Source organism: Pseudomonas sp. OVF7, assembly GCF_030644265.1.
Taxonomy (GTDB): domain Bacteria; phylum Pseudomonadota; class Gammaproteobacteria; order Pseudomonadales; family Pseudomonadaceae; genus Aquipseudomonas; species Aquipseudomonas gorinensis.
Genome location: NZ_CP128996.1, coordinates 6,579,775 through 6,600,066 on the forward strand (window position 1 = coordinate 6,579,775; position 20,292 = coordinate 6,600,066).

The 20,292-nt window shown below is 60.7% G+C and carries 17 protein-coding genes and 1 pseudogene; 4 read left to right on the plus strand and 14 right to left on the minus strand.

What is annotated here, in order from left to right; all coding sequences use genetic code 11:
* The first annotated feature begins 216 nt into the window (after window positions 1-216).
* Window positions 217-1,467 (plus strand): aspartate aminotransferase family protein, encoded by a 1,251-nt coding sequence (locus tag QU606_RS29960; protein WP_024077330.1) that lies wholly within the window; start codon window positions 217-219, stop codon window positions 1,465-1,467.
* On the opposite strand, the pseudogene QU606_RS29965 reads toward QU606_RS29960, so the two are convergent.
* Window positions 1,464-1,628, minus strand: a pseudogene (locus tag QU606_RS29965) (hypothetical protein); the annotation flags it as partial. The gene QU606_RS29960 and the pseudogene QU606_RS29965 sit on opposite strands and share 4 nt — an antisense overlap.
* Before the next feature lie 341 nt (window positions 1,629-1,969).
* Here QU606_RS29965 and QU606_RS29970 point away from each other — a divergent pair.
* Complete coding sequence (locus QU606_RS29970; protein WP_024077332.1) at window positions 1,970-2,686, plus strand: hypothetical protein; 717 nt, start codon at window positions 1,970-1,972, stop codon at window positions 2,684-2,686.
* A gap of 59 nt (window positions 2,687-2,745) precedes the next feature.
* On the opposite strand, the gene QU606_RS29975 is transcribed toward QU606_RS29970, so the two are convergent.
* The 10 genes from QU606_RS29975 to hmpA form a co-directional block, all read right to left on the minus strand.
* Window positions 2,746-3,060, minus strand: a complete 315-nt coding sequence (locus QU606_RS29975) for a DNA-binding transcriptional regulator (protein WP_024077333.1) — start codon at window positions 3,058-3,060, stop codon at window positions 2,746-2,748.
* Entirely contained in the window at window positions 3,057-3,401 is a 345-nt protein-coding gene (locus QU606_RS29980; RefSeq protein WP_024077334.1) for a toxin HigB-2, read from the minus strand. The genes QU606_RS29975 and QU606_RS29980 overlap by 4 nt, the downstream gene beginning before the upstream one ends.
* Before the next feature lie 93 nt (window positions 3,402-3,494).
* Window positions 3,495-4,586: a pyridoxal phosphate-dependent aminotransferase gene (locus QU606_RS29985; protein ID WP_102624125.1), complete on the minus strand. Its 1,092-nt coding sequence runs from the start codon at window positions 4,584-4,586 to the stop codon at window positions 3,495-3,497.
* A 147-nt stretch (window positions 4,587-4,733) separates the two neighbouring features.
* Window positions 4,734-5,621, minus strand: coding sequence for a heme o synthase (gene cyoE, locus QU606_RS29990; protein ID WP_024077336.1), 888 nt, complete (start codon window positions 5,619-5,621; stop codon window positions 4,734-4,736).
* Window positions 5,622-5,632: 11 nt separating this feature from the next.
* Window positions 5,633-5,968 (minus strand): cytochrome o ubiquinol oxidase subunit IV, encoded by a 336-nt coding sequence (cyoD, locus tag QU606_RS29995; protein WP_003176003.1) that lies wholly within the window; start codon window positions 5,966-5,968, stop codon window positions 5,633-5,635.
* The gene (locus QU606_RS30000; RefSeq protein WP_024077337.1) at window positions 5,968-6,594 is read right to left on the minus strand and encodes a cytochrome o ubiquinol oxidase subunit III; all 627 of its coding nucleotides are present in this window, start codon (window positions 6,592-6,594) and stop codon (window positions 5,968-5,970) included. Before QU606_RS30000 ends, cyoD begins: the two co-directional genes overlap by 1 nt.
* A 3-nt stretch (window positions 6,595-6,597) precedes the next feature.
* Window positions 6,598-8,616 (minus strand): cytochrome o ubiquinol oxidase subunit I, encoded by a 2,019-nt coding sequence (cyoB, locus tag QU606_RS30005; protein WP_024077338.1) that lies wholly within the window; start codon window positions 8,614-8,616, stop codon window positions 6,598-6,600.
* Window positions 8,617-8,619: 3 nt separating this feature from the next.
* Complete coding sequence (gene cyoA / locus QU606_RS30010) at window positions 8,620-9,561, minus strand: ubiquinol oxidase subunit II (protein WP_041161019.1); 942 nt, start codon at window positions 9,559-9,561, stop codon at window positions 8,620-8,622.
* Between the two features lie 790 nt (window positions 9,562-10,351).
* Entirely contained in the window at window positions 10,352-10,858 is a 507-nt protein-coding gene (locus QU606_RS30015; RefSeq protein WP_024077340.1) for a disulfide bond formation protein B, read from the minus strand.
* 230 nt (window positions 10,859-11,088) lie between these two features.
* Window positions 11,089-12,270: an NO-inducible flavohemoprotein gene (gene hmpA / locus QU606_RS30020; protein WP_102624124.1), complete on the minus strand. Its 1,182-nt coding sequence runs from the start codon at window positions 12,268-12,270 to the stop codon at window positions 11,089-11,091.
* Window positions 12,271-12,416: 146 nt separating this feature from the next.
* Here hmpA and norR point away from each other — a divergent pair, with 146 nt between their 5' ends.
* Window positions 12,417-13,961 carry a nitric oxide reductase transcriptional regulator NorR gene (norR, locus tag QU606_RS30025; protein ID WP_304997916.1) on the plus strand — a complete coding sequence of 515 codons (1,545 nt, stop codon included), beginning with the start codon at window positions 12,417-12,419 and terminating at the stop codon, window positions 13,959-13,961.
* Window positions 13,962-14,273: 312 nt separating this feature from the next.
* On the opposite strand, the gene QU606_RS30030 is transcribed toward norR, so the two are convergent.
* The gene (locus tag QU606_RS30030; RefSeq protein WP_277378715.1) at window positions 14,274-15,176 is read right to left on the minus strand and encodes a DMT family transporter; all 903 of its coding nucleotides are present in this window, start codon (window positions 15,174-15,176) and stop codon (window positions 14,274-14,276) included.
* Between the two features lie 138 nt (window positions 15,177-15,314).
* On the opposite strand from QU606_RS30030, the gene QU606_RS30035 reads away from it, so the two are divergent.
* Window positions 15,315-16,190 carry a helix-turn-helix domain-containing protein gene (locus QU606_RS30035; RefSeq protein WP_024077344.1) on the plus strand — a complete coding sequence of 292 codons (876 nt, stop codon included), beginning with the start codon at window positions 15,315-15,317 and terminating at the stop codon, window positions 16,188-16,190.
* Here QU606_RS30035 and QU606_RS30040 read toward each other — a convergent pair.
* Together QU606_RS30040 and QU606_RS30045 are read right to left on the minus strand one after the other, a co-directional pair.
* Window positions 16,187-18,694, minus strand: coding sequence for a LuxR C-terminal-related transcriptional regulator (locus QU606_RS30040; protein ID WP_304997917.1), 2,508 nt, complete (start codon window positions 18,692-18,694; stop codon window positions 16,187-16,189). The genes QU606_RS30035 and QU606_RS30040 overlap by 4 nt on opposite strands.
* Before the next feature lie 226 nt (window positions 18,695-18,920).
* On the minus strand, window positions 18,921-20,288 hold the full coding sequence (locus QU606_RS30045; protein ID WP_024077346.1) for a DUF1329 domain-containing protein: 1,368 nt from the start codon (window positions 20,286-20,288) through the stop codon (window positions 18,921-18,923).
* Window positions 20,289-20,292 lie beyond the last annotated feature (4 nt).

The following is a 20,292-nucleotide window of genomic DNA, read 5'->3' on the forward strand; positions in this document are numbered from 1 at the left end:
GCCCGAGGGCAACGAACCGGCTGCACGGTGCTGAGCACATCGCACCGATCTCTATGTTGCCCGGCAGTACCAAGGGCTTTGCGGCGTTGCCACAAACGACGTTTTGGCAACAGCTCCTTCCGATTTGGAATGACCCGGCGACTTTATTTCGTTTGCCCCAGGGCCGGGCTCACGGCTTAGATAAAAACACGCCCAACATTGCCGAGTCCGAGATTCATGAGCCGCGAAACCATCAGCCAATCGATTTCCGTCGTTCACCCCATCAGCCTCAGCCACGGCAGGAACGCCGAGGTCTGGGACACCACGGGCAAGCGCTATATCGACTTCGTCGGCGGCATCGGCGTGCTCAACCTCGGTCATTGCCATCCGGCGGTGGTAGAGGCCATTCGCGACCAGGCAACGCAGCTGACCCACTACGCCTTCAACGCCGCGCCCCATAGGCCCTACATTGAATTGATGGATCGACTGACGGCCTTCATTCCGGTGGACTACCCGGTCAGCGGCATGCTGACCAACAGCGGCGCAGAAGCGGCGGAGAATGCCTTGAAGATCGTCAGGGGCGCCACCGGCCGCAGCGCCGTCATCGCTTTTGACGGCGCCTTCCACGGGCGCACCCTGGCCACCTTGAACCTCAACGGCAAGGTCGCGCCTTACAAGCAAAAGGTCGGTGTCTTGCCCGGCCCGGTGTATCACCTGCCCTACCCCAGCGCCGACAACGGTGTGACTTGCGCCGAAGCACTCAAGGCCATGGACCGTCTGTTCAGCGTGGAAATCGACGTCAACGACGTGGCCTGTTTCATTATCGAACCGGTGCAGGGCGAAGGCGGTTTCCTGGCCCTGGATATCGAGTTCGCCCAGGCCCTTCGGCGTTTTTGCGATGAGAAAAATATCCTGCTGATTGCCGATGAGATCCAGTCCGGCTTCGGTCGCACCGGCCAGCGCTTCGCCTTCTCGCGCCTGGGTATCGAACCGGACCTGATCCTGCTCGGCAAAAGCATCGCCGGCGGCGTGCCGCTGGGGGCAGTGGTCGGGCGCCAGGCGCTGATGGACAACCTGCCCAAGGGCGGCCTCGGCGGCACCTACTCCGGCAACCCGATCGCCTGTGCCGCGGCGCTGGCCACCCTTGAAGTCATGACGGACGCACATTTACAGGTGTGGGGCGCACAGCAGGAAGCCGCGATCATCAGCCGCTATGAGCGCTGGCGCGCGCAGCGCCTGTCACCCTACCTGGGCCGTCTGACCGGCGTCGGCGCGATGCGCGGCATCGAACTGGCGCAAGCCGACGGCACGCCTGCGCCCCAGCAACTGACACAGCTGCTGGGCCTGGCACGCGCCGCCGGCTTACTGCTGATGCCCAGCGGCAAATCGCGACACATCATCCGCCTGCTCGCACCGCTGACCATTGAGCCGGCAGTGCTGGAGGAAGGCCTGGATATCCTCCAGGCCTGCCTCAAGCAACTGGACTAGTCGGGGGCATCCGCCGGATTGCCACCGTTGGGCCAGGCCTTGACCTTGTCCGGGAAGCCCAGACGCGGTTGGCCCGAGCAGTATGCGGCCACGTCCACAGCGGCCTGGTCCGACAACCCGCCCTGCCCGAGCGGGAAGTTCTCATGGAGGCCAATCGGCATAACCACTTTTCAGCCCCTGACAAATCTCCCTGTGGCGAGCGGGCTTGTCCCGCGTTGGGCTGCGAAGCAGCCCCAAAACCAGCCTCTACAGAGTGTCTGATACACCGCGTTCTTCTTTACTGGGGCTGCTACGCAGCCCAACGCGGGACAAGCCCGCTCGCCACAGGCCCGCTTGCCACAACACCGCTCGCCACAACAGCCCTATCTGCCGGACGTTCAGCGTTGAGTCAAAGTTGTGTAGATACCTGCCCATCAGCCGGAACCTGCCTTGACCTGATCCCCTGCCCCCCTGAAAATGCGCGACGCTTTTTTGTTCCGCTTACTGAAGTAGTGAAATTTCAATGTCCGATTCCTACACCGCAGAATCCGCCGAAGAATCCGTAGTCGCCTTGCAATCCAAAGCTGAATACGAAAACGCCATCAATCTTTCACAGCACCTGCCTGCGGCCAAGATCATCAGCGAGATGGTGCTGGACGCGTTCCACACCTCCAAGGAAAGCGACCAGATCCGCGAACTGCGCGTGGCGATCCGCCAGGCTCACGATGCCTTCGACGACGACAAAGCCTACGACCTGATGGGCCAGCTCAAGCAACTCAAGGACGCCGAGGCCGCCGATAACGCCGCCCTGGAAAACCTGAGCAGCCAGTTCTCGATCAGCCGCATCCTGTCCAGCTTCAAGGACGACCCGGAGTTCCAGGAGCTGGTCTACGGACTGGCCCTCAAGGTGCTGAACCAGTCCCACCAGGCCATCAGCAACCCAAGCGCCGGCAAGGGCAAGGCCGCACGGCCCAAGAAAGAAGCCGAAGTGTTTGTAATCAGCAAGGACGGCATCAGCGTCACCCTGCCACTGCGCACGCCACGCTCCAAACTGAATGTCGACCGGGCCGCGTTCGAGTTCCTGGGCTTCAGCTTTGTGGGTGAAGGCGATGAGGCCGAACTGGAGGTTGAGAGCTTTGTGGATAACTCCGGCGCCGAACAGCCGCTGAGCCGCAAGAGCGTGATCACCGCATTGCAGCAGCAGACAGCGTTTGATGGGTACAGCATCGCGCAGCAGTAACCTGAAGCCAAAAAGCCCCGCACGGTGTTGCCAATGCGGGGCTTTTTGTTGCCGATGATTCAGACGGTCGCCAATCGATCCACCATATCCGGAAACTTTTCAACCAGCCTGATCAGGAGTGCGGCCTGAGCATTGGGTTTGGATTTGTCCTGTTCCCAGTTTCTCAGCGTGCCGGGGCTCGTCCGTATGCTCCGGGCAAACACCGACTGTGACATATGCAATTTATCCCGCAGTGCCACGATCTCTTGGGCTGACACCTCAGGAACGGGCTTGTCCTCCACAGTGCTTTGCCGAAGAGTGATTTTGCCTTCTCGGTGAGCAGTCATGTCGCTAACGCCCTGCATCAACTCTGCAAACAGATCGCGCTTTTTCATGGGGTACCTCGTTTTTTCAGTTCGGCCTCTATGGCCTTTTTAAGTGCCTTCTCTTGATCGGCAGTCAAATTTTCCAATTCGTCTTTGTTGTAGATAGCAAACATCCAAAAGTGACCATCAGTGGTGAGCCAGTAGTAAATAACCCGTAAGCCACTACGCTTTCCTTTACCACGCTTGCCATCTGACCACCGTAGCTTGCGAAACCCTCCTGTACGGGGCATCACATCGCCAGCCAAAGGGTTCCACTGCATCTCGTTTTGCAGCAATCGATATTCATCATCCGTCAGGTAATGACCTACGGTGGCGGTAAACGATGAAGTCTCGAAGAAAATAGAACGCATGGGAAAACTATAGGCAACTTGCCTATAGTTTTACAAATCGAAATTCAGCTTTCTGACGAACTGCCCAAATGTCAGCCAAGAGGGTACGCCTGTTTAAACAGACGACATCTGCGCCGCAAACACCTCACGAAACCGCGCCATCTCGCGCTTGCTCCCCACCGTGACGCGTACCCACTGCGGCCAGTTCTTCCACACCCGTCCAATCAGCACACCTTGCCCGGCCAGCTTCTCGATCACCTGCTCGGCCGGTTGCTTCACATCGATCATGAAGCAGTTGCTCTGGGACGCCGTGCAGGTGAACCCACGGACCTTGAGCCAGGTAATGGTCTCCTCACGCAGTTGAGCATTGAGCGCCTTGCGTTGCGGCAACAGCTTGACGTCTTCCAGGCTGGCGCGCGCGCCGAGCAAGCCGGTGCCTGCCGGTACGTTGTCGCCGCCGAACACCGCGAGGCGCTCCAGCAGCGCCGGGGCACCGATTGCCAGGCCAACGCGGGCACCGGCCATGCCGTAGATTTTCGAGAAGGTGCGCAACACCAGCAGGTCGTCGTGTTCCTTGACCCAACTCACGCAGCTGGGGGCGTCGGAGAAATCGATGTAGGCCTCATCCACCACCAACACACTGCCTTTGGGCTTGTCCGCCAGCGCCTGGCGGATGGCGTCGGTCGGGGTCATGGTGCCGGTCGGGTTGTTGGGATTACATACGTAGAGCATACCGGCCTGGGGATCGGCGGCGAGCATGGCGGGGATATCGTGGGCGTGCTCGGTATTGAGGTCCACCTCGCGCACCGGTGCCTTGCGCGACTCGGCCGCCTGGCGCGGCACCTCGTAGGACGGCGTGGCCATCACCAGGCCGCGGGTTTCACCGGTAAACGCCAGGACGGCATAGCGTAGCGCCGCCATGGAGCCGGAGAACACCGCGACCTGTTCTTCGGCAATCCCCTGCTGCTGGGCGAACAGCGCGGCCAGGCCGTACATGTGGCCGTAGGGATAGCGTCCGGCAGTGGCAATCGCCTCTCGCATCGCTTCGCGGGCAGCACCTGAAGGGCCGTAGGGGCTTTCGTTGTAGTTGAGCCGCACCTTGTCCGCCTTGGCCGGCGGCGGGCTGGCAACCGCCCAATCCAGGCGCCCCAACAAGGGCAGGGCCGCGCCCAGGGCGAGAAGGGAGCGACGACTGACGCTGACCATGGTGACAACTCCTTGTACGCGGGTAATGGATTCGCACGGCTCATACAGTGAGGTATGACGAGAAAGCCGCCAGCCGATTTAACCCGCGCCCAAGAAAAAGCCCCGCGCTTCTCACGAAGGCGGGGCTTGTTCACTGCTTGGAACCACTCAGGGCGCGTAGGTCAGCAACAACTCTCTCGGCACCTGGAAATCCAGGGACATCATCACGCTGAGCGCGGTGATGGTGAAGATCGAGAACACGAACAGCTTGCGTGCCCAGACGGTGTCGTCCACCGCCTTGTAGCCGGTCCAGGCCATGTACAACCAGTACATGCCCATGGCGGCGGCGACAGCGAGGTAGCTCATGCCGGCGTAGCCACTGAAGGTCAACATCAAGGTCGCCACGAGGAAGGCCAGGATGTAGAGCAGGATGTGTTTCTTGGCCACCTGGATGCCGCGCTTGACCGGAAGAACCGGAATCGACGCAGCCAGGTAGTCGTTGAAACGGAAGATCGCGATGGCATAGGAATGCGGCATCTGCCACAGGCTGAACATCACCAGCAGCACCAGCGCGGCCATGTCGAAGCTATTGGTCACAGCTACATAACCAATCACCGGCGGCATCGCCCCCGACAGACTGCCCACCAGCGTGCCGTGAACCGACTTGCGCTTGAGGTACAGGCTGTAGAGGCCGACGTAGATGACGAAGCCGATCACGGCAAACAGCGCCGCCAGCGGGTTGGCCACCTTGTACAACAACACCACGCCGGCAACACCCAGGACGGTCGCGAAGATCAGTGCCAGTTTCAGGGAGATAAGCCCCTGGACCAGCACGCGATTCTTGGTGCGTTCCATCTTGATATCGATGTCGCGGTCGATGCAGTTGTTGAACACACAACCGGAAGCTACCACCAGGGACGTACCGATCATTGCAGCCAGGAAGATGGCCAGATCGACATGTCCCTTGGAGGCCAGGAAGAAACCGCCTGCCACAGAAAGCACGTTACCGAAAATGATCCCCGGTTTGGTGATTTGGATAAAGTGCTTAAGCGACATCGGGTCTTACCTCACTTCGCCATCATGTAGGTGTGGATGCTGAACATGATCCACAGCGACAGACCAACCAGCAGAACGATCACCAGGCCTGCGAACACGAACGCAATCACGTTCTCACGCTGGGCCTCGGAGCGGTCCAGGTGCAGGAAGTACACCAGGTGAACCAGGACCTGAATGACCGCGAACGCCAGGACGATCATCAACGTGATCGACTTCGGCAGGGTTGGGTACATCACCAGGCCGAACGGGATCAGGGTCAGGATGACCGACAGGATGAAGCCGATAGCGTAAGACTTTACGCTGCCGTGGCTCGCATCATGGCTGTCATGGGAGTGTGCATTAGCCATTACAGAGTCCCCATCAAGTAGACGACGGTGAATACGCAGATCCAGACTACGTCCAGGAAGTGCCAGAACAGGCTCAGGCAGCTCAGGCGAGTCTTGTTGGTGTTGGTCAGGCCGTGCTTATTGACCTGATACATCATCACCGCCATCCACAGCAGGCCAGCCGAAACGTGCAGGCCGTGGGTGCCTACCAGCGTGAAGAACGCCGACAGGAAACCACTGCGGTGCGGGCCGTAGCCTTCGGAGATCAGCAGGTGGAACTCGTTGATCTCCATGCCGATGAAGCCCAGGCCGAACAGGAAGGTCAGTGCCAACCAGCTCAGTACGCCCTTCTTGTTGCCCTTGTAGAAGGCCAACATGGCGAAGCCGTAGGTGATCGAACTGAACAACAGCAAGGCGGTTTCGCCGAGCACGTAAGGCAGTTCGAAGATGTCGTGGCCCGACGGGCCACCCGCTACGTTGTTTACCAGTACCGCGTACACCGCGAAGATCGACGCAAACAAGATGCAGTCGGTCATCAGGTAGAGCCAGAAACCGAAGACGGTCATTGGCCCCGAGTCGTGGTGATGGTCATCGTGCCCATGGTCATCGACATGGGCGTGTCCAGCATTGGTCACTAAGTTCGACATGGTTTAAGCCTGTTCCAACGAGGTTTCGACACGGTTGGCCGGGATTTTCTTCTCGGCGACCAGACGAGCGTGCTGCTCGGCTTCGATGCGCTCGATCGTTTCGACCGGCACCATGTAGCCTTGATCATCACGTGCAGCGTGGACAATGAAGTAGCCGATGGTGCCCACCAGGCTCACGATTGCCAGCCACCAGATGTGCCAGATCATCGCGAAACCGAACACGGTCAACAGCGCGCCCATCACCACGCCAGTGGCGGTGTTGCTTGGCATGTGGATCGGTTCGTAGTGCTTAGGTTGCTGGTACGCAGTACCGTCTTCCTTGGCTTCGGTGAACGCATCGATGGTGGTCGCAGTAGGAATCACAGCGAAGTTGTAGAACGGTGGTGGCGACGAGGTCGACCATTCCAGGGTGTGGCCGTTCCATGGATCGCCCGACTCGCACATGTTCTGCTTGCGATCACGCACGCTGACATACAGCTGGATCAGCTGGCAGGCGATACCGACCGCGATCATCAGCGCACCGAACATGGCGACGTACAGGTACGGCACCCACTCAGGGTTGGTGGTGGCGTTCAGACGACGGGTCATGCCCATGAAGCCCAGTGCATAGAGCGGCATGAACGCGACGAAGAAGCCCGAGATCCAGAACCAGAATGCAGCCTTGCCCCAGCCTTCGTGCAGCTTGAAGCCGAACGCTTTCGGGAAGTAGAAGCTGAAGCCAGCGATGTAACCGAATACCGCACCGCCGATGATCACGTTGTGGAAGTGCGCGATCACGAACAGGCTGTTGTGCAACACGAAGTCAGCACCCGGGATGGCCAGCAGTACGCCGGTCATGCCGCCGATGGCGAAGGTCACCATGAAGCCCAGGGTCCACAGAACCTGGCTGGTGATACGCAGACGGCCGTGGTAGATGGTGAACAGCCAGTTGAATAGCTTCACCCCCGTCGGGATGGAAATCAGCATCGTCGCCAGGCCGAAGAAGGCGTTGACGCTGGCCCCCGAACCCATGGTGAAGAAGTGGTGCAGCCACACCATGAAGCCCAGTACCGAGATCGCGCCAGAGGCGTAGACCATCGAGTGGTGACCGAACAGGCGCTTGCCGGTAAAGGTCGAGATCACTTCGGAGAAGATACCGAACGCTGGCAGGATCAGGATGTACACCTCAGGGTGACCCCATGCCCAGAACAGGTTCACGTACATCATTGGATTGCCACCAAGTTCATTGGTGAAAATGTGGAAATCCAGGTAACGGTCAAGCGACAGCAGCGCCATGGTAGCGGCCAGGATCGGGAACGAAGCCACGATCAGTACGTTTGCCCAGGTGCAGGTCCAGGTGAAGATCGGCATGTCCATCAGTTTCATGCCAGGGGCTCGCATTTTCAGGACGGTGGCCAGGAAGTTGACCCCCGTCAGCGTCGTCCCCAGTCCTGATAACTGTAGCGCCCAGATGTAGTAGTCCACACCCACGCCCGGACTGTACTGAATGCCCGACAATGGCGGATACGCAACCCAACCGGTCTTGGCGAATTCGCCGACGCCCAGGGAAACGTTGATCAGCACCACGCCGGAAACCAGCAGCCAGAAGCTCAGGGAGTTCAGGAACGGGTAGGCAACGTCACGCGCGCCGATCTGCAGCGGCACTGCAAGGTTCATCAGGCCGGTGAAGAATGGCATCGCCATGAAGATGATCATGATCACACCGTGAGCGGTGAAGATCTGGTCATAGTGTTCAGGTGGCAGGTAGCCAGGCGAACCCTCGGTGGCCATGGCCAACTGGGTACGCATCATGATGGCGTCGGCAAAACCACGCAGCAGCATGACCATGGCAACGATGATGTACATCACGCCGATTTTCTTGTGGTCGACCGACGTCAGCCACTCGGTCCACAGGTAGGTCCACTTCTTGAAATAAGTGATTGCTGCAAACAGTGCCAGACCACCCAGCGCGATCATGGCGATGGTAATCATCACAATCGGCTCGTGGAACGGGACCGCATCCCAACTTAATTTACCAAACATCGTTTACTCCTCTGCCCCAGCAGTTGAATGCGAGCCCGTGTCAGAACCTTCAACCGCAGCCACTTCTTTCTTCTCGTGCTTGACCGGCTTGCCTGGTTTCATGCCTTCGTACTTGTCGACGATCTTCTGAAACAGGTCAGGCGTGTAAGCGGAGTACAGCGCGACAGGGTTGTTCTGGCTTGGTTTGGCAAGGGCTTCGTATTCAGCTTGATCAAGCTGTTTAGGTGCGGCCTTGACTTCGGCTACCCAGGCGTCGAAATCTTCCTGGCTCGTCGAGATCGCTTTGAATTTCATGCCGGTGAAGCCAGCGCCGCTGTAGTTGGCGGAGATGCCTTCCATTTCAGCTTTCTGGTTGGCGATCAGGTGCAGCTTGGTCTGCATACCTGCCATCGCGTAGATCTGGCCGCCCAGGGCTGGGATGAAGAACGAGTTCATCACGGCGTCGGAGGTGATCTTGAAGTTCAGCGGGGTGTGCTCCGGGAACCGGATCTGGTTGACGGTGGCGATACCCAGGTCTGGGTAGATGAACAGCCACTTCCAATCCAGCGCGACCACTTCGATATTGATCGGCTTGGCGTCCGATTCCAGCGGACGGTATGGGTCCAGCGCATGGGTGGACTTGTAGGTCACATAACCCAGGGCAATGATGATGAGGATCGGGACCAACCACACCGCGATTTCGATCTTGGTGGAGTGCGACCACTTCGGCGCGTAGGTGGCGCTGGTGTTCGACGCGCGGTATTTCCAGGCGAAGGCGAAGGTCATGATGATCACGGGGACCACGACCAGCAGCATCAGCAGGGTGGCGGTGATGATCAGGTTTCGTTCATCCAGACCGACCTGTCCTTTTGGGTCGAGCAAGGTCCACTTGCAGCCTCCCAGCATTAACATCATGCCAAGCAGCGGCAAAAAGCCTAGTAATCGGGGGTACCTGTTTTTACTCATCTCACGACCTCTAAAGCAGCTTGCGCAATGCAGTTGGGTTTTGATCGCCAACACTTCACCCTGCCAAGGGTTGGCATTTCTCTTCGATTGAATAAGAGCCTGCCCGCGCGCCCTAATCGGACGTGTCACGGACCTGCGGTGAGTTCTTATTCGATTTCGTGGTTAAAGGCCTTGTTACAGACCAATTCCATTTGGTGCGGATAGTTGAAAGGCTGCCGGAACCTGGGGTCGCACAGAGCCATCCATCTGCCCCTCGACCGCTCCAATGCTCAAAGTTTGAACAGCACCGGACATTCAGTGCGGGCGATTGTAGTTAGCTAGCGATGTATAAACCATGTCTTATAAAGAAATAATTTTTATTGATTCCAGCAACAATCCTTCACCAATATCGCAAAGGTTCGCGATCTTATCGCGTTAGATTCTCAACAAAAACCACAAAAATTGCCGTGTTATTGGGCAAAGCGCCACACCCCGCCGCCTCCACAAAGGCCTGCAAATCGCATCCAAGTCCCCATAAAACAAGGCATTCACAGAGCCCTCAAAGGCTTGGACGGCGCGACATTCGCGGGGTCGCCCAGACGACGAACTGACAGCATAAATTGACCGCCTGACGCAAATTTATGCGACGGTTCAACGCGTCAGAAATGTCCTGCGACAGCTTCTGTGTGACAACATGTCGCACGCTGCCCGCCGTCAAAATTGTCCGGCGTCACTGTCCTTTCACAAATCCCTACACACAAAAACGCCCCGGCCTTCTTTCAAAAGGACCGGGGCGTTTTGGTCGATAGGCTCAGGCTGCGCGCTTGCGGTTCCGGTATATGCCCAGGGGCACCAGGATTACCGTCAGCACGAACGCCACCAGCGCCCATTGCGCCAGGGACAGGCCAAGGATCGGCGGGTAAGGCGTGCTGCAGAAGCCGTCGACCTGGAAGCCCAGGGGGAAGACCTTGGCCAGGGGCAGGTCGTCGACGATCGGTTGCAGCACATCGACGCCACAGCTGACTTGCGGGAAAAATTGGGTGTACACATGATGGCCAGCCGCCGCCACCCCGCCGAGGGCGCTGAGTACCACCAGGCCTTCAAACAGCGTGATCGCGCCCTTGGTGCGCATCGCCGCGCCGATAAACGCAAAAATCGCAATCAACAGCAAGGCGTAGCGTTGCAGGATACACAGCGGGCAAGGCGCCTCGCCCAACACCACTTGCATGTATAACGCGCCGCCGATCAGCGCCAGGCAGATGATGCCCAGCAACACCAGAAAGCGCCGCTCCCTGCCCAAACGCATTTCGTCACTCATCTCCGTATCCCTTTGCCTGATTGTGGTTGGCCTGATGGCCGCAAGTTTACACACAGAGAGTGGTTTAAACAGAGAGGGGTTAACGGGGGATTAATCGGGAGGAATGGAGAACTGAATGTGGGAGGGGGCTTACCCCCGATGGCGGTGTGCCAGCCACCGATAAGCTGACTGATCCACCGCTATCGGGGCAAGCCCCCTCTCACATTTTGAGCAGTGTTGCGCTGGAGATGTTATTCCAGGGCCGCCGCCGGGCCGAAGAATTCATAGCGGCTTTGTTGCTCAGGCACACCCAATGCCTTGAGGTGGCGCTTGATCGCCGCCATGAAGCCTTTAGGGCCGAGGAAGTAGGCATCCAGGTCGCGCTGCTCGGGCAACCACGCCGCCAGTTGCTCCTGGCTGAGCAGGCCGACCTTGTCCGCCGCCGGGCTCACGCCATCATCTTCGTCATAGCAATAGAAGCGCTTGAGCTGCGGGTGCTTGACCGCCAAGGCGTCCACCCACTCACGAAACGCATGCACCCCGCCGTTACGCGCGCAGTGGATAAAGTGCACCGGGCGCTCGGTGGCCAGGGCGGCCTCGAGCATGGGCAGCGTTGGCGTGATGCCCACCCCGCCACTGATAAGCACCAGTGGTTTATCGCTGGCGGCCAGGGTGAACTCACCGGATGGCGGGAACAGGTCAAGGGTCGCCCCCACCTGCAACTGGTCGTGCAGGTAGTTGGACACCCGGCCACCGGCTTCGCGCTTGACGCTGATACGGTACTGGCCGGCATCGCTCAAGGCCGACAGGGAGTAATTGCGGCGCACTTCCTCGCCATCCAGGTGTAACGTCATGCCGATGTATTGGCCTGGCGCGGCCGCGAGAATCGGGGCGTTGTCCAGCGGGGCAAAATAGAACGACGTGATCTCGGCGCTCTCGTCCACGCGCTTGACCAGCTTGAACGGCCGCGCACCGCGCCAGCCGCCCGGCGCCTGGGCTTTCTCTTCGTAAATGGCCGCTTCGGCGCCAATCAGGATATCCGCCAACTGGCCGTACGCAGCGCCCCAGGCACTCATGACCTCAGGGGTGGCAATTTCGCTGCCCAGTACTTCGGAAATGGCACGCAGCAGGCACGCGCCAACAATCGGGTAGTGTTCCGGCAGGATCTGCAAAGCCACGTGCTTGTTGATGATCTTGGCAACCAGGTCGCCCAACTGATCCAACTGGTCGATATGCCGCGCGTACATCAATACGCCGTTGGCCAGAGCGCGAGGCTGGTCGCCGCTGGCCTGGTGGGCCTGATTGAACAGCGGGCGAACCTGCGGGTACTCGGAGAGCATCATGCGGTAAAAATGGGTGATCAGCGCTTCGCCGCCGCTTTCCAGCAAGGGCACGGTAGATTTGACGATGGCACGGTCTTGGGCACTAAGCATGGAGCCTCCTGGGCTTCTTTACTGATTGCCATGGAGTACTCAGTATTCGTGCCAACTAATAAAACGTTTAAATTCAATAGCTTAAATTACGCGTAGTCAGTATGACCTCCTACACCTTATAGTCATAAGGACTACAAGGAGTCATTATGACTGCGCAATCGCTGCTCACCACCCTGCTCCCCCTCGTCGCCGACCTGTCCCGCGAACTCCCCGAAGGCGAGCGTTACCGACGCCTGCTGCAAGCCATGCGCGCCTTGCTGCCCTGCGACGCCGCCGCGCTGTTGCGCCTGGACGGTGAGTCGCTGGTACCGCTGGCGGTAAACGGCTTGAGCGCCGATACCCTGGGCCGACGTTTCAAGGTCAGCGAACACCCGCGTTTCGCCGTGCTGCTCGGCAGCCCCGGCCCGACGCGTTTCGACAGCGACAGCGAATTGCCCGACCCCTACGATGGCCTGGTGGACGGCCTGCACGGGCACCTCGAAGTTCACGACTGCATGGGCTGCCCGCTGTTTGTCGATGATCGCCCTTGGGGCCTGCTGACCCTGGACGCCCTCGACACGGAGCGCTTCGAGCGGGTCGAGCTCGACGCCCTGCAAGCCTTTGCCAGCCTCGCCGCCGCCACGGTCAACGTTGCCGAGCGCATCGAACGCCTGGCCCTGCGCGTGGAAGACGAACAGCAGCGCGCCGAAATCTACCGCCAGGCCAGCGGCCAGCAGCACAAGGAAATGATCGGTCAGAGCAAGACCCACAAGCGCCTGGTGGAAGAGATCAACCTGGTGGGCGGCAGTGACCTGACGGTGCTGATCACCGGCGAAACCGGGGTCGGCAAGGAGCTGGTGGCCCAGGCGATCCACGCGGCATCGTCCCGCGCCGACAAACCACTGATCAGCCTCAACTGTGCAGCACTGCCGGAAACCCTGGTGGAGAGCGAGCTGTTCGGCCATGTACGCGGCGCCTTTACCGGCGCATTGAACGAGCGCCGGGGCAAGTTCGAACTGGCCAACGGCGGCACCTTGTTCCTGGATGAAGTCGGCGAGTTGTCGCTGAGCGTGCAGGCCAAGTTGCTGCGCGTGCTGCAAAGCGGCCAGTTGCAGCGGCTGGGCTCGGACAAAGAACATCAAGTGGATGTGCGCCTGATCGCCGCCACCAACCGCGACCTGGCCGAAGAGGTCCGCAACGGCCGCTACCGCGCCGACTTCTACCACCGCCTGAGTGTGTACCCACTGCAAGTGCCAGCCCTGCGCGAGCGCGGGCGTGATGTGTTACTGCTGGCCGGCTTCTTCCTGGAGCAGAACCGCTCACGCATGGGCCTGGGCAGCTTGCGCCTGACCAGCGACGCCCAGGCGGCGTTGCTGGCTTATAACTGGCCAGGCAATGTCCGGGAGCTGGAACACTTGATCGGGCGCAGCGCGCTGAAGGCCCTGGGTAACTGTCGCGAGCGTCCGAAGATTTTGAGCCTGAGCGCCCAGGACCTGGACTTGCCAGGCGTCAGCGCGCCCCAGGTCGAAGCGCCAGCCGATGCCGCCCCCCTCGTCAGCGGCGACCTGCGCCAGGCCACCGAGCACTACCAGCGTCAAGTCATCAACGCCTGCCTGGAACGCCACCAGCACAATTGGGCCAGCGCCGCCCGTGAACTGGGGCTGGACCGCGCCAACCTCGGGCGAATGGCCAAGCGCCTTGGAATAAAATAGCCAGGTCAACGTTTATCAAATGCAAAATAACTTATTGATTAATAAAGATTAATATCTTTATCAAACGACCGAACTGTGTAGCAAGCAAGCTGCTGTGGCGAGCGGGCTTGCCACAATGCCAGTCAGTGAAGGCTTTTTTTGTAGGAGCGAGCTTGCTCGCGAAGAACTCACAGGCGCCGCGTTCATTCAGGAAGCACGCATTATCGTTGACGTTTTTCGCGAGCAAGCTCGCTCCTACAGAAGGCAACGCACGCTTAACTGACTGGCATTCGGGCAAGCCCGCTCGCCACGTTAGCGGGACCGCCTACATTGTTAGACGGCGTTCGCCTTGAGGGCAGGGCTCACAGGCCTGGGCTTACGGAACACCAGCACATTCCCCAGCATCACCAGCACCAACCCCGCCAACGCCGGCAAGGTCCACTGATACCCCTCGGCAAAGGCCGACACATTCAGCGCCACCACCGGGAACAACACCGTGCAATACGCCGCACGCTCCGGCCCCATGCGCCCCACCAACGTGAGATAGGCGGTAAAGCCGATCACCGACCCTGGGATCACCAGGTACCACAACGCGCCGATATACCGCGCACTCCAGTCCATTTCGAACGGAATGCCGCGCACCAGGCAGTAGGTCGCCAGCATCAAAGAACCATACAACATGCCCCAGGCATTGGTGGTCAACGGCCTGAGCCCGGCCTTCTGTTGCAGGCTCGACAGCATATTGCCGGCCGAGAAACACATCGTGCCGAGCAGTGCCAGGCCCAGGCCAAGCAATGTCTGTGGGCTGGCGGTATGCCCCACCAGTTCCGGCCAGAACAACAGGCCCAGCCCCAGCAAGCCAAGGGCACCGCCCATCAAGACATTGCGCGCCACGCGCTGGCCAAAGAACACCCGGGCATTCAGGGCGTTCCACAGCGTAGCCGTGGAAAACACCACCGCCACCAACCCGCTGGGGATCCATTGGCTGGCGGTCAGGAAACACATGAAGTTGACGCAAAAAAGGCACAGCCCCTGGGCCAGGCAGATCAGGTGCCCGCGCCGGTTCATCACCTGCAACTTACGGCTGAGCAGCAACAGGGCAAACAGCACCAGCGCCGCCAGGCCGAAGCGATAGACGATCGACACGGGGATCGCGACAACGCCCAATTGCCACTTGAGGGCGATCCAGGTGGTACCCCAGATCAGCACGGTGAGTAAATACAGGAAAAGGTTCATGGCGGGCTCCGGTGGTTGAACCACAGTGTCACCTTCAACCACGCACGGGCACTTGCACAATCTTGCGCTTTTGTCGGCCCGAGTGATCACAGCGCCAGCCCGGCGGAGTAGGATGCAAGGCGTCGGAGAGTACACACCATGCCAGCACTGGAATCCCTGCACGTCTTTCAAGCCCTCAACCGCTCGCCCAACGCACGCCTCGAAGCCTGCGCCGAGCTGGGTGACGGCGTGTCTGCGGCCCTGTGGAGCAACCATCACGACGCCCAGGACTACCAGGCGCCCAGTCATCACACACTGTCCTGCTACATCGGCGGCGGCACTGGCACCTTTCGCCGCGAGCAGCCGGGCACCAAGGGTGGGCCGGACAAGTTGTGCATCCTGCCGGCTGAGCACCAGTCGGCCTGGGTGATCAATGGTGAAATTCGCCTGGCCCATGTGTACTTCAGCCCGGAGCAATTTGCCCTCGGCTGCGTCACCCTGCTTGACCGCGAACCGCGCACATTGCAATTGCGGGAAAGCACCTTTCTCGAAGACCCCAGCCAGGCCCGGCGCTTTCACCAGTTGATTGCCCTCAACTGGCAAGAGCCTGCCGAGCGCCTGCTGACCAGCAGCCTGGCCCATGAAATGCTCAGCCACACCCTGCTCAGCCAGGTCGGCGTGCGCGATGGGCTGCACTTGAAGGGCGGCCTGGCGGCCCACCTGCGCCGACGCCTGGTGGAATACATCGAGCACCACCTGGAAGACCCGATCAGTCTCGGCCAATTGGCCGGGATGTGCGCCCTGTCGGAATATCACTTCGCGCGGATGTTTCGCCAAAGCTTCGGCTTGCCGCCCCATCAATACCTGCTGGCACGCCGCCTGGCCCGTGCGCAAACCCTGTTGCGCGGCGCCAGCCTGCCCCTGGGCGAAATTGCCTTGGCGTGCGGGTTCTCCAGCGCCAGCCACTTCACCCACCGCTTTCGCCAGGCCCTGGGCGCGACACCCGGGGAATATCGCCAGGCGTTCTGCGCCTAGGCCATCAAGCCCAACGTCTTGGCCTTGGCCACCGCCTGGGTGCGCCGCTCCACCCCCAGCTTGCTGTGGATACGCCGCGCGTGGGTCTTGACGGTATGCAGGGAGATAAACAGCCGATCGGCAATTTCCAGGTTGGAATTGCCCAGGGCGATCAGTTGCAGTACTTCCAGTTCGCGCTGGCTCAGGGGGTTGTCCGTCGCGCTTGTCGCAGATGCCTGTGGCTCCAGGCCCAGTTCACTGAGCAGGCCGGGCGAACGCAAACGCAGTTCACGGATCGCCTGCTGCACCTGGCAGCGCGCCGCCAGCTCCAGGCCCGCCTGCAACGAGCGACGGGCCAACGCTCCGTCACCGAGTTGCCAGGCCACCTCCCCCAACACCAGCTGCAATTCGGTTTCCAGGCACAGCATGCCGCGTTGTCGGGTGGTCTCCAGCAACGCATTGAGCCGCGCGACCGGTTGGTCGGCACCGCCCAGTTTCACTTCCGCCAGCACCAACAGGTATTCCAGGCGCGGGATCAATTCCAGGGTGGCCGGCGGTGCCTGCTTGGCATTCGGCCCGCGGAAGTGGCGCAGCACCCGGCGCACCGCTTGCGCCGTCAACTCGGCGCGGCCCTGCTGCAACCAGAAATGCCCGCTGACCAATAGCAACACCGCGCGATACACCGTGTCCGGTACCTGGCGTTGTTGCATCAGGCGCTCGGCCTCGCGCAGCTGGATAAAGGCCTGGGCGTAATCGCCGCGGTTGGCCGCCAGCAGCGCCAGGCCGAGGAAGCCATACAACACGCGCTTGTCCTGGCTGTGCAGGCACATCGTCAAGCCTGTCTCGAAGCACTCGGCCGCCAACGCGTCCTGCCCCTGGCGCAACGCCAGGTGCCCACGGCGCAACGCGATGCGCCCCACCAACGGCCCAGCCTTGAGGTGTTGCTGCAGCAACATTGCCTGCACGCTCTCCAACAGGCTCTGCGCCCGGTACGGTGCACCGCGCTGTTCCAGCAACTGGGCGTGATCCAGCTCCAACAGCGCCTCCAGCAACAACGAGCCATGGGCGCGGGCCAGGCACAACGCTTCGCGATTCAGGGCCTGGGCCACGTCCAGCTCGCCGCGCAGCAAGGCTTGCTGGGTCAACCCCGACAGGCACATCAGGCGCGATGTCCATGCACTGTCGGGCAAGGCTTGCAGCGCCTCGAGGAAATGCTCGCGGGAGCGTTCGGCATCGCCCCCCAGGTGCAACAACCAACCCCATTGCGCCTGCCAGCGCGCCAGCAAGTGCCGCTGCGCCGCCGCCGTGGGTTGCGGGGCGAAACGCGCCAGTTGATCGATGCATAACGCCGCCTGGTCGAAACGCCCGGCAAACAGCAACGCCGCCGTGACCAGCCCTACCAATTGCGCGGAACACAGCATCAGTTCATCGCCATGCTGCTCATGCAGGCGTAACAGCAGCACGGCGTTCTGTTGGCGGAACAGGTCTTCGAAACTGAAGTGCTGCAACAGGCTGACCGCCACTTCGTACTCTTCGGCCAACAGCGCCTGTTCGAAGGCAGCTTGCCAGTCGCTCTGGGCGCTGAACCACTGACAGGCGCGCCGGTGCCAGGAGCGCTTGGCCGGCCAGGGCTCATCACGCAGCAATCGCGCCAGCGGCGTAAACACCTGCAGCCAGTCGGTGGCATCTTCACAGGGCTGGATAAACGCGCCGAGGGCCTGCAATTCGCGCAGGTAGTGCGCGCCATCACCAAAGCCGAACAGGTGCTCACACAAACTCACATTGAAGCGCGGCAGATGGGCCAGCACGCGCCAGGCTTCGGCCAGTTCCGCCGGCAAGGTGCTGAACAGTTCGTGTTGCAGGTAATCGAGCAAGGTCTTGTCGGGATGACCGTCGCCCAGCAGCGCGATACGCACCCCGGCGCACCAGCCGGCGCTGAAGTGCAGCACGTTCTCGAGCGTCTGGCCGGGCGCCTGGCTGAGCAGTTGCTGGATCTCCTCGGCGTTGAACCCCAACTCGGCGCCGTTGCATTCCAACAGTTCATCATCGAGTAGCAGACGTGGCCAGTTGCACGCCGGACGCCGCCGCGCGCCCAGCCACCAGGTCAGCGCCGGGCTACTGGCACTGAGCAGGCGGTCGAGCAAAGCGTCCAGTTCGGGGGCGGGCAGGCGGCAGAAATCATCCAGGAACAGCCACGCGGGCGTCTGCCAGCGGCTGAGGTCCAGCAGTAGCGTGGCTTCGTCGGTAAACCCCAGGCCAAGGTTTTGCGCCAGGCGCTGGCAGAGTTCGATGGGGCTGAGCACGACACCATTGAGCGCCATCCAGTAAACCTGGCACCCCGCCGGCGCCTGCAACGCGCACTCGGCGAACAGCGCGCTCTTGCCACTGCCACCCGGCGCACACAACAACTTGACCCGAACCTGCGCCGCCAGCAACGGCTCGGCCAGGCGTGGACGCAACAGATGGTGGGCGGACAGCCGTGGCATGAATCCAGGACGGTCCAGGCAGCGTGTCATGGCGGTCATTGCTGCATCCTGCGTTTTTATTGTTATGCAACTTGATCCCTACCCTAGTCCTGTGGGCGGCGGTTGTTGAAGAAGTATTCAGCACACTGATTAATAGCCATGCACAAAACCCAATGTGGGAGGGGGCTTGCCCCCGATAGCGGAGTGTCAGCTACAGATAGCTGACTGATACACCGCCATCGGGGGCAAGCCCCCTCCCACATTGGGATTGCATTTCAAACAGGCATCAGCGCACGCCTTCAGACCTCAAGGCCGCCGGTGTGTAATCCGCCGCCTTCGCCGCGAAGCCGAACACGAAGCTGCTCTTCTCCTCGTTCTTCATGCCCAGGGCGATGTAGCGCCCGGCGATGATGTCGTACAGGGTTTCCACGGTGTACGCCGGCACCTGATGGTCGTAGTAGAACTGCGCATGCCCCTCGGCGACGCGCCACAACTGGCCACGGCCGTCGTAGTGATCCACCAGCGCCACTTGCCAGCTGTCTTCGTCGATGTACATGTGGCGCTTGGCGTAGATGTGCCGCTCGCTCGGCTTGACGGTGCCGACCACTTCCCACACACGGTGCAGCTCATAGCGGGTCAGGTCCTGGTTGATATGCCCGGCCTTGATGATGTCGTCGTACTTGAGGGTCGGCGAATCGAGCTTGTAGCTGTTGTAGGGGATATACATCTCTTTCTTGCCCACCAGTTTCCAGTCATAGCGGTCGGGGGCGCCGGAGAACATATCGAAGTTGTCGGTGGTGCGCAGGCCGTCCGACGCCGTGCCCGGACCGTCATAGGACACTTGCGGCGCACGCCGCACACGGCGTTGGCCGGCGTTGTAGATCCAGGCCAGGCGCGGCTCCTTCACTTGGTCGAGGGTCTCGTGCACCAGCAGCACGTTGCCCGCCAACCGCGCCGGCGCCGTCACCGATTGCTTGAAGAAACTCAGTACGTTGGCCGCCTTGGCCGCGTCGATATCCGGGATCGCCTGGGGCACCGCCACTTCTTCCTCGAAGCGGATTGGCGTGTAGCTGCCGTTGGTCTGCGGGGTGGCCTGGGTGATGATGCGTCGCAGGTTACCGCCGTGGTAACGGGTGATGTGGTTCCACAGCACCTCCACGCCATTCTTCGGAATCGGGAAGGCGTAGTAACGGTTACCGGTGAAGTTTTCCAGGCCGTTGCCGTCGTTGATCGCATGCACGTTCAGCGCGCTGCGCTTGATCGACTCGTAGATGTCCGGCGGCAGGTTCACCGTGCGGTGGCTGGGGTACACCGGGATCTTGTAAGTCTCGGGGTAGCGCTTGAACATCGCCACCTGGCCATCGGAGAGTTTGTCCTTGTACTTGTCCACCGTCGCGGCGGTGATCACGAACAGCGGTTTTTCGTTGGCGAACGGGTCGGCGAGGAAGCCTTTGCTGTCCACGGCACCGGCGTTTTTCGGGATACCGCCGGTCCAGGCCGGGATCGAGCCGTCGGCATTACCGGCTTTTTCCGCGCCGACGGGGGTAAGCGTGGTGCCGAGCTTGGCGGCTTCCTCGGGCGATACCGCGGCCATCACGTTGGCGGCCAGCAGGCTGAGGGCCAATACGCCACATTGCAGAATCATCTTGCGCATAAAG

Excerpts from the sequence above, each read along its gene's own strand:
- QU606_RS30040 (WP_304997917.1), bottom strand. The coding sequence starts at position 18,694 with ATGACCGCCATGACACGCTGCCTGGACCGTCCTGGATTCATGCCACGG.
- QU606_RS30000 (WP_024077337.1), bottom strand. The coding sequence starts at position 6,594 with ATGTCGAACTTAGTGACCAATGCTGGACACGCCCATGTCGATGACCAT.
- QU606_RS29970 (WP_024077332.1), top strand. The coding sequence starts at position 1,970 with ATGTCCGATTCCTACACCGCAGAATCCGCCGAAGAATCCGTAGTCGCC.
- hmpA (WP_102624124.1), bottom strand. The coding sequence starts at position 12,270 with ATGCTTAGTGCCCAAGACCGTGCCATCGTCAAATCTACCGTGCCCTTG.
- QU606_RS29975 (WP_024077333.1), bottom strand. The coding sequence starts at position 3,060 with ATGAAAAAGCGCGATCTGTTTGCAGAGTTGATGCAGGGCGTTAGCGAC.
- QU606_RS29960 (WP_024077330.1), top strand. The coding sequence starts at position 217 with ATGAGCCGCGAAACCATCAGCCAATCGATTTCCGTCGTTCACCCCATC.
- QU606_RS30015 (WP_024077340.1), bottom strand. The coding sequence starts at position 10,858 with ATGAGTGACGAAATGCGTTTGGGCAGGGAGCGGCGCTTTCTGGTGTTG.
- cyoE (WP_024077336.1), bottom strand. The coding sequence starts at position 5,621 with ATGTCGCTTAAGCACTTTATCCAAATCACCAAACCGGGGATCATTTTC.
- QU606_RS29985 (WP_102624125.1), bottom strand. The coding sequence starts at position 4,586 with ATGGTCAGCGTCAGTCGTCGCTCCCTTCTCGCCCTGGGCGCGGCCCTG.
- norR (WP_304997916.1), top strand. The coding sequence starts at position 12,417 with ATGACTGCGCAATCGCTGCTCACCACCCTGCTCCCCCTCGTCGCCGAC.
- QU606_RS30045 (WP_024077346.1), bottom strand. The coding sequence starts at position 20,288 with ATGCGCAAGATGATTCTGCAATGTGGCGTATTGGCCCTCAGCCTGCTG.
- cyoB (WP_024077338.1), bottom strand. The coding sequence starts at position 8,616 with ATGTTTGGTAAATTAAGTTGGGATGCGGTCCCGTTCCACGAGCCGATT.
- cyoD (WP_003176003.1), bottom strand. The coding sequence starts at position 5,968 with ATGGCTAATGCACACTCCCATGACAGCCATGATGCGAGCCACGGCAGC.
- QU606_RS30035 (WP_024077344.1), top strand. The coding sequence starts at position 15,315 with ATGCCAGCACTGGAATCCCTGCACGTCTTTCAAGCCCTCAACCGCTCG.
- QU606_RS30030 (WP_277378715.1), bottom strand. The coding sequence starts at position 15,176 with ATGAACCTTTTCCTGTATTTACTCACCGTGCTGATCTGGGGTACCACC.
- QU606_RS29980 (WP_024077334.1), bottom strand. The coding sequence starts at position 3,401 with ATGCGTTCTATTTTCTTCGAGACTTCATCGTTTACCGCCACCGTAGGT.
- cyoA (WP_041161019.1), bottom strand. The coding sequence starts at position 9,561 with ATGAGTAAAAACAGGTACCCCCGATTACTAGGCTTTTTGCCGCTGCTT.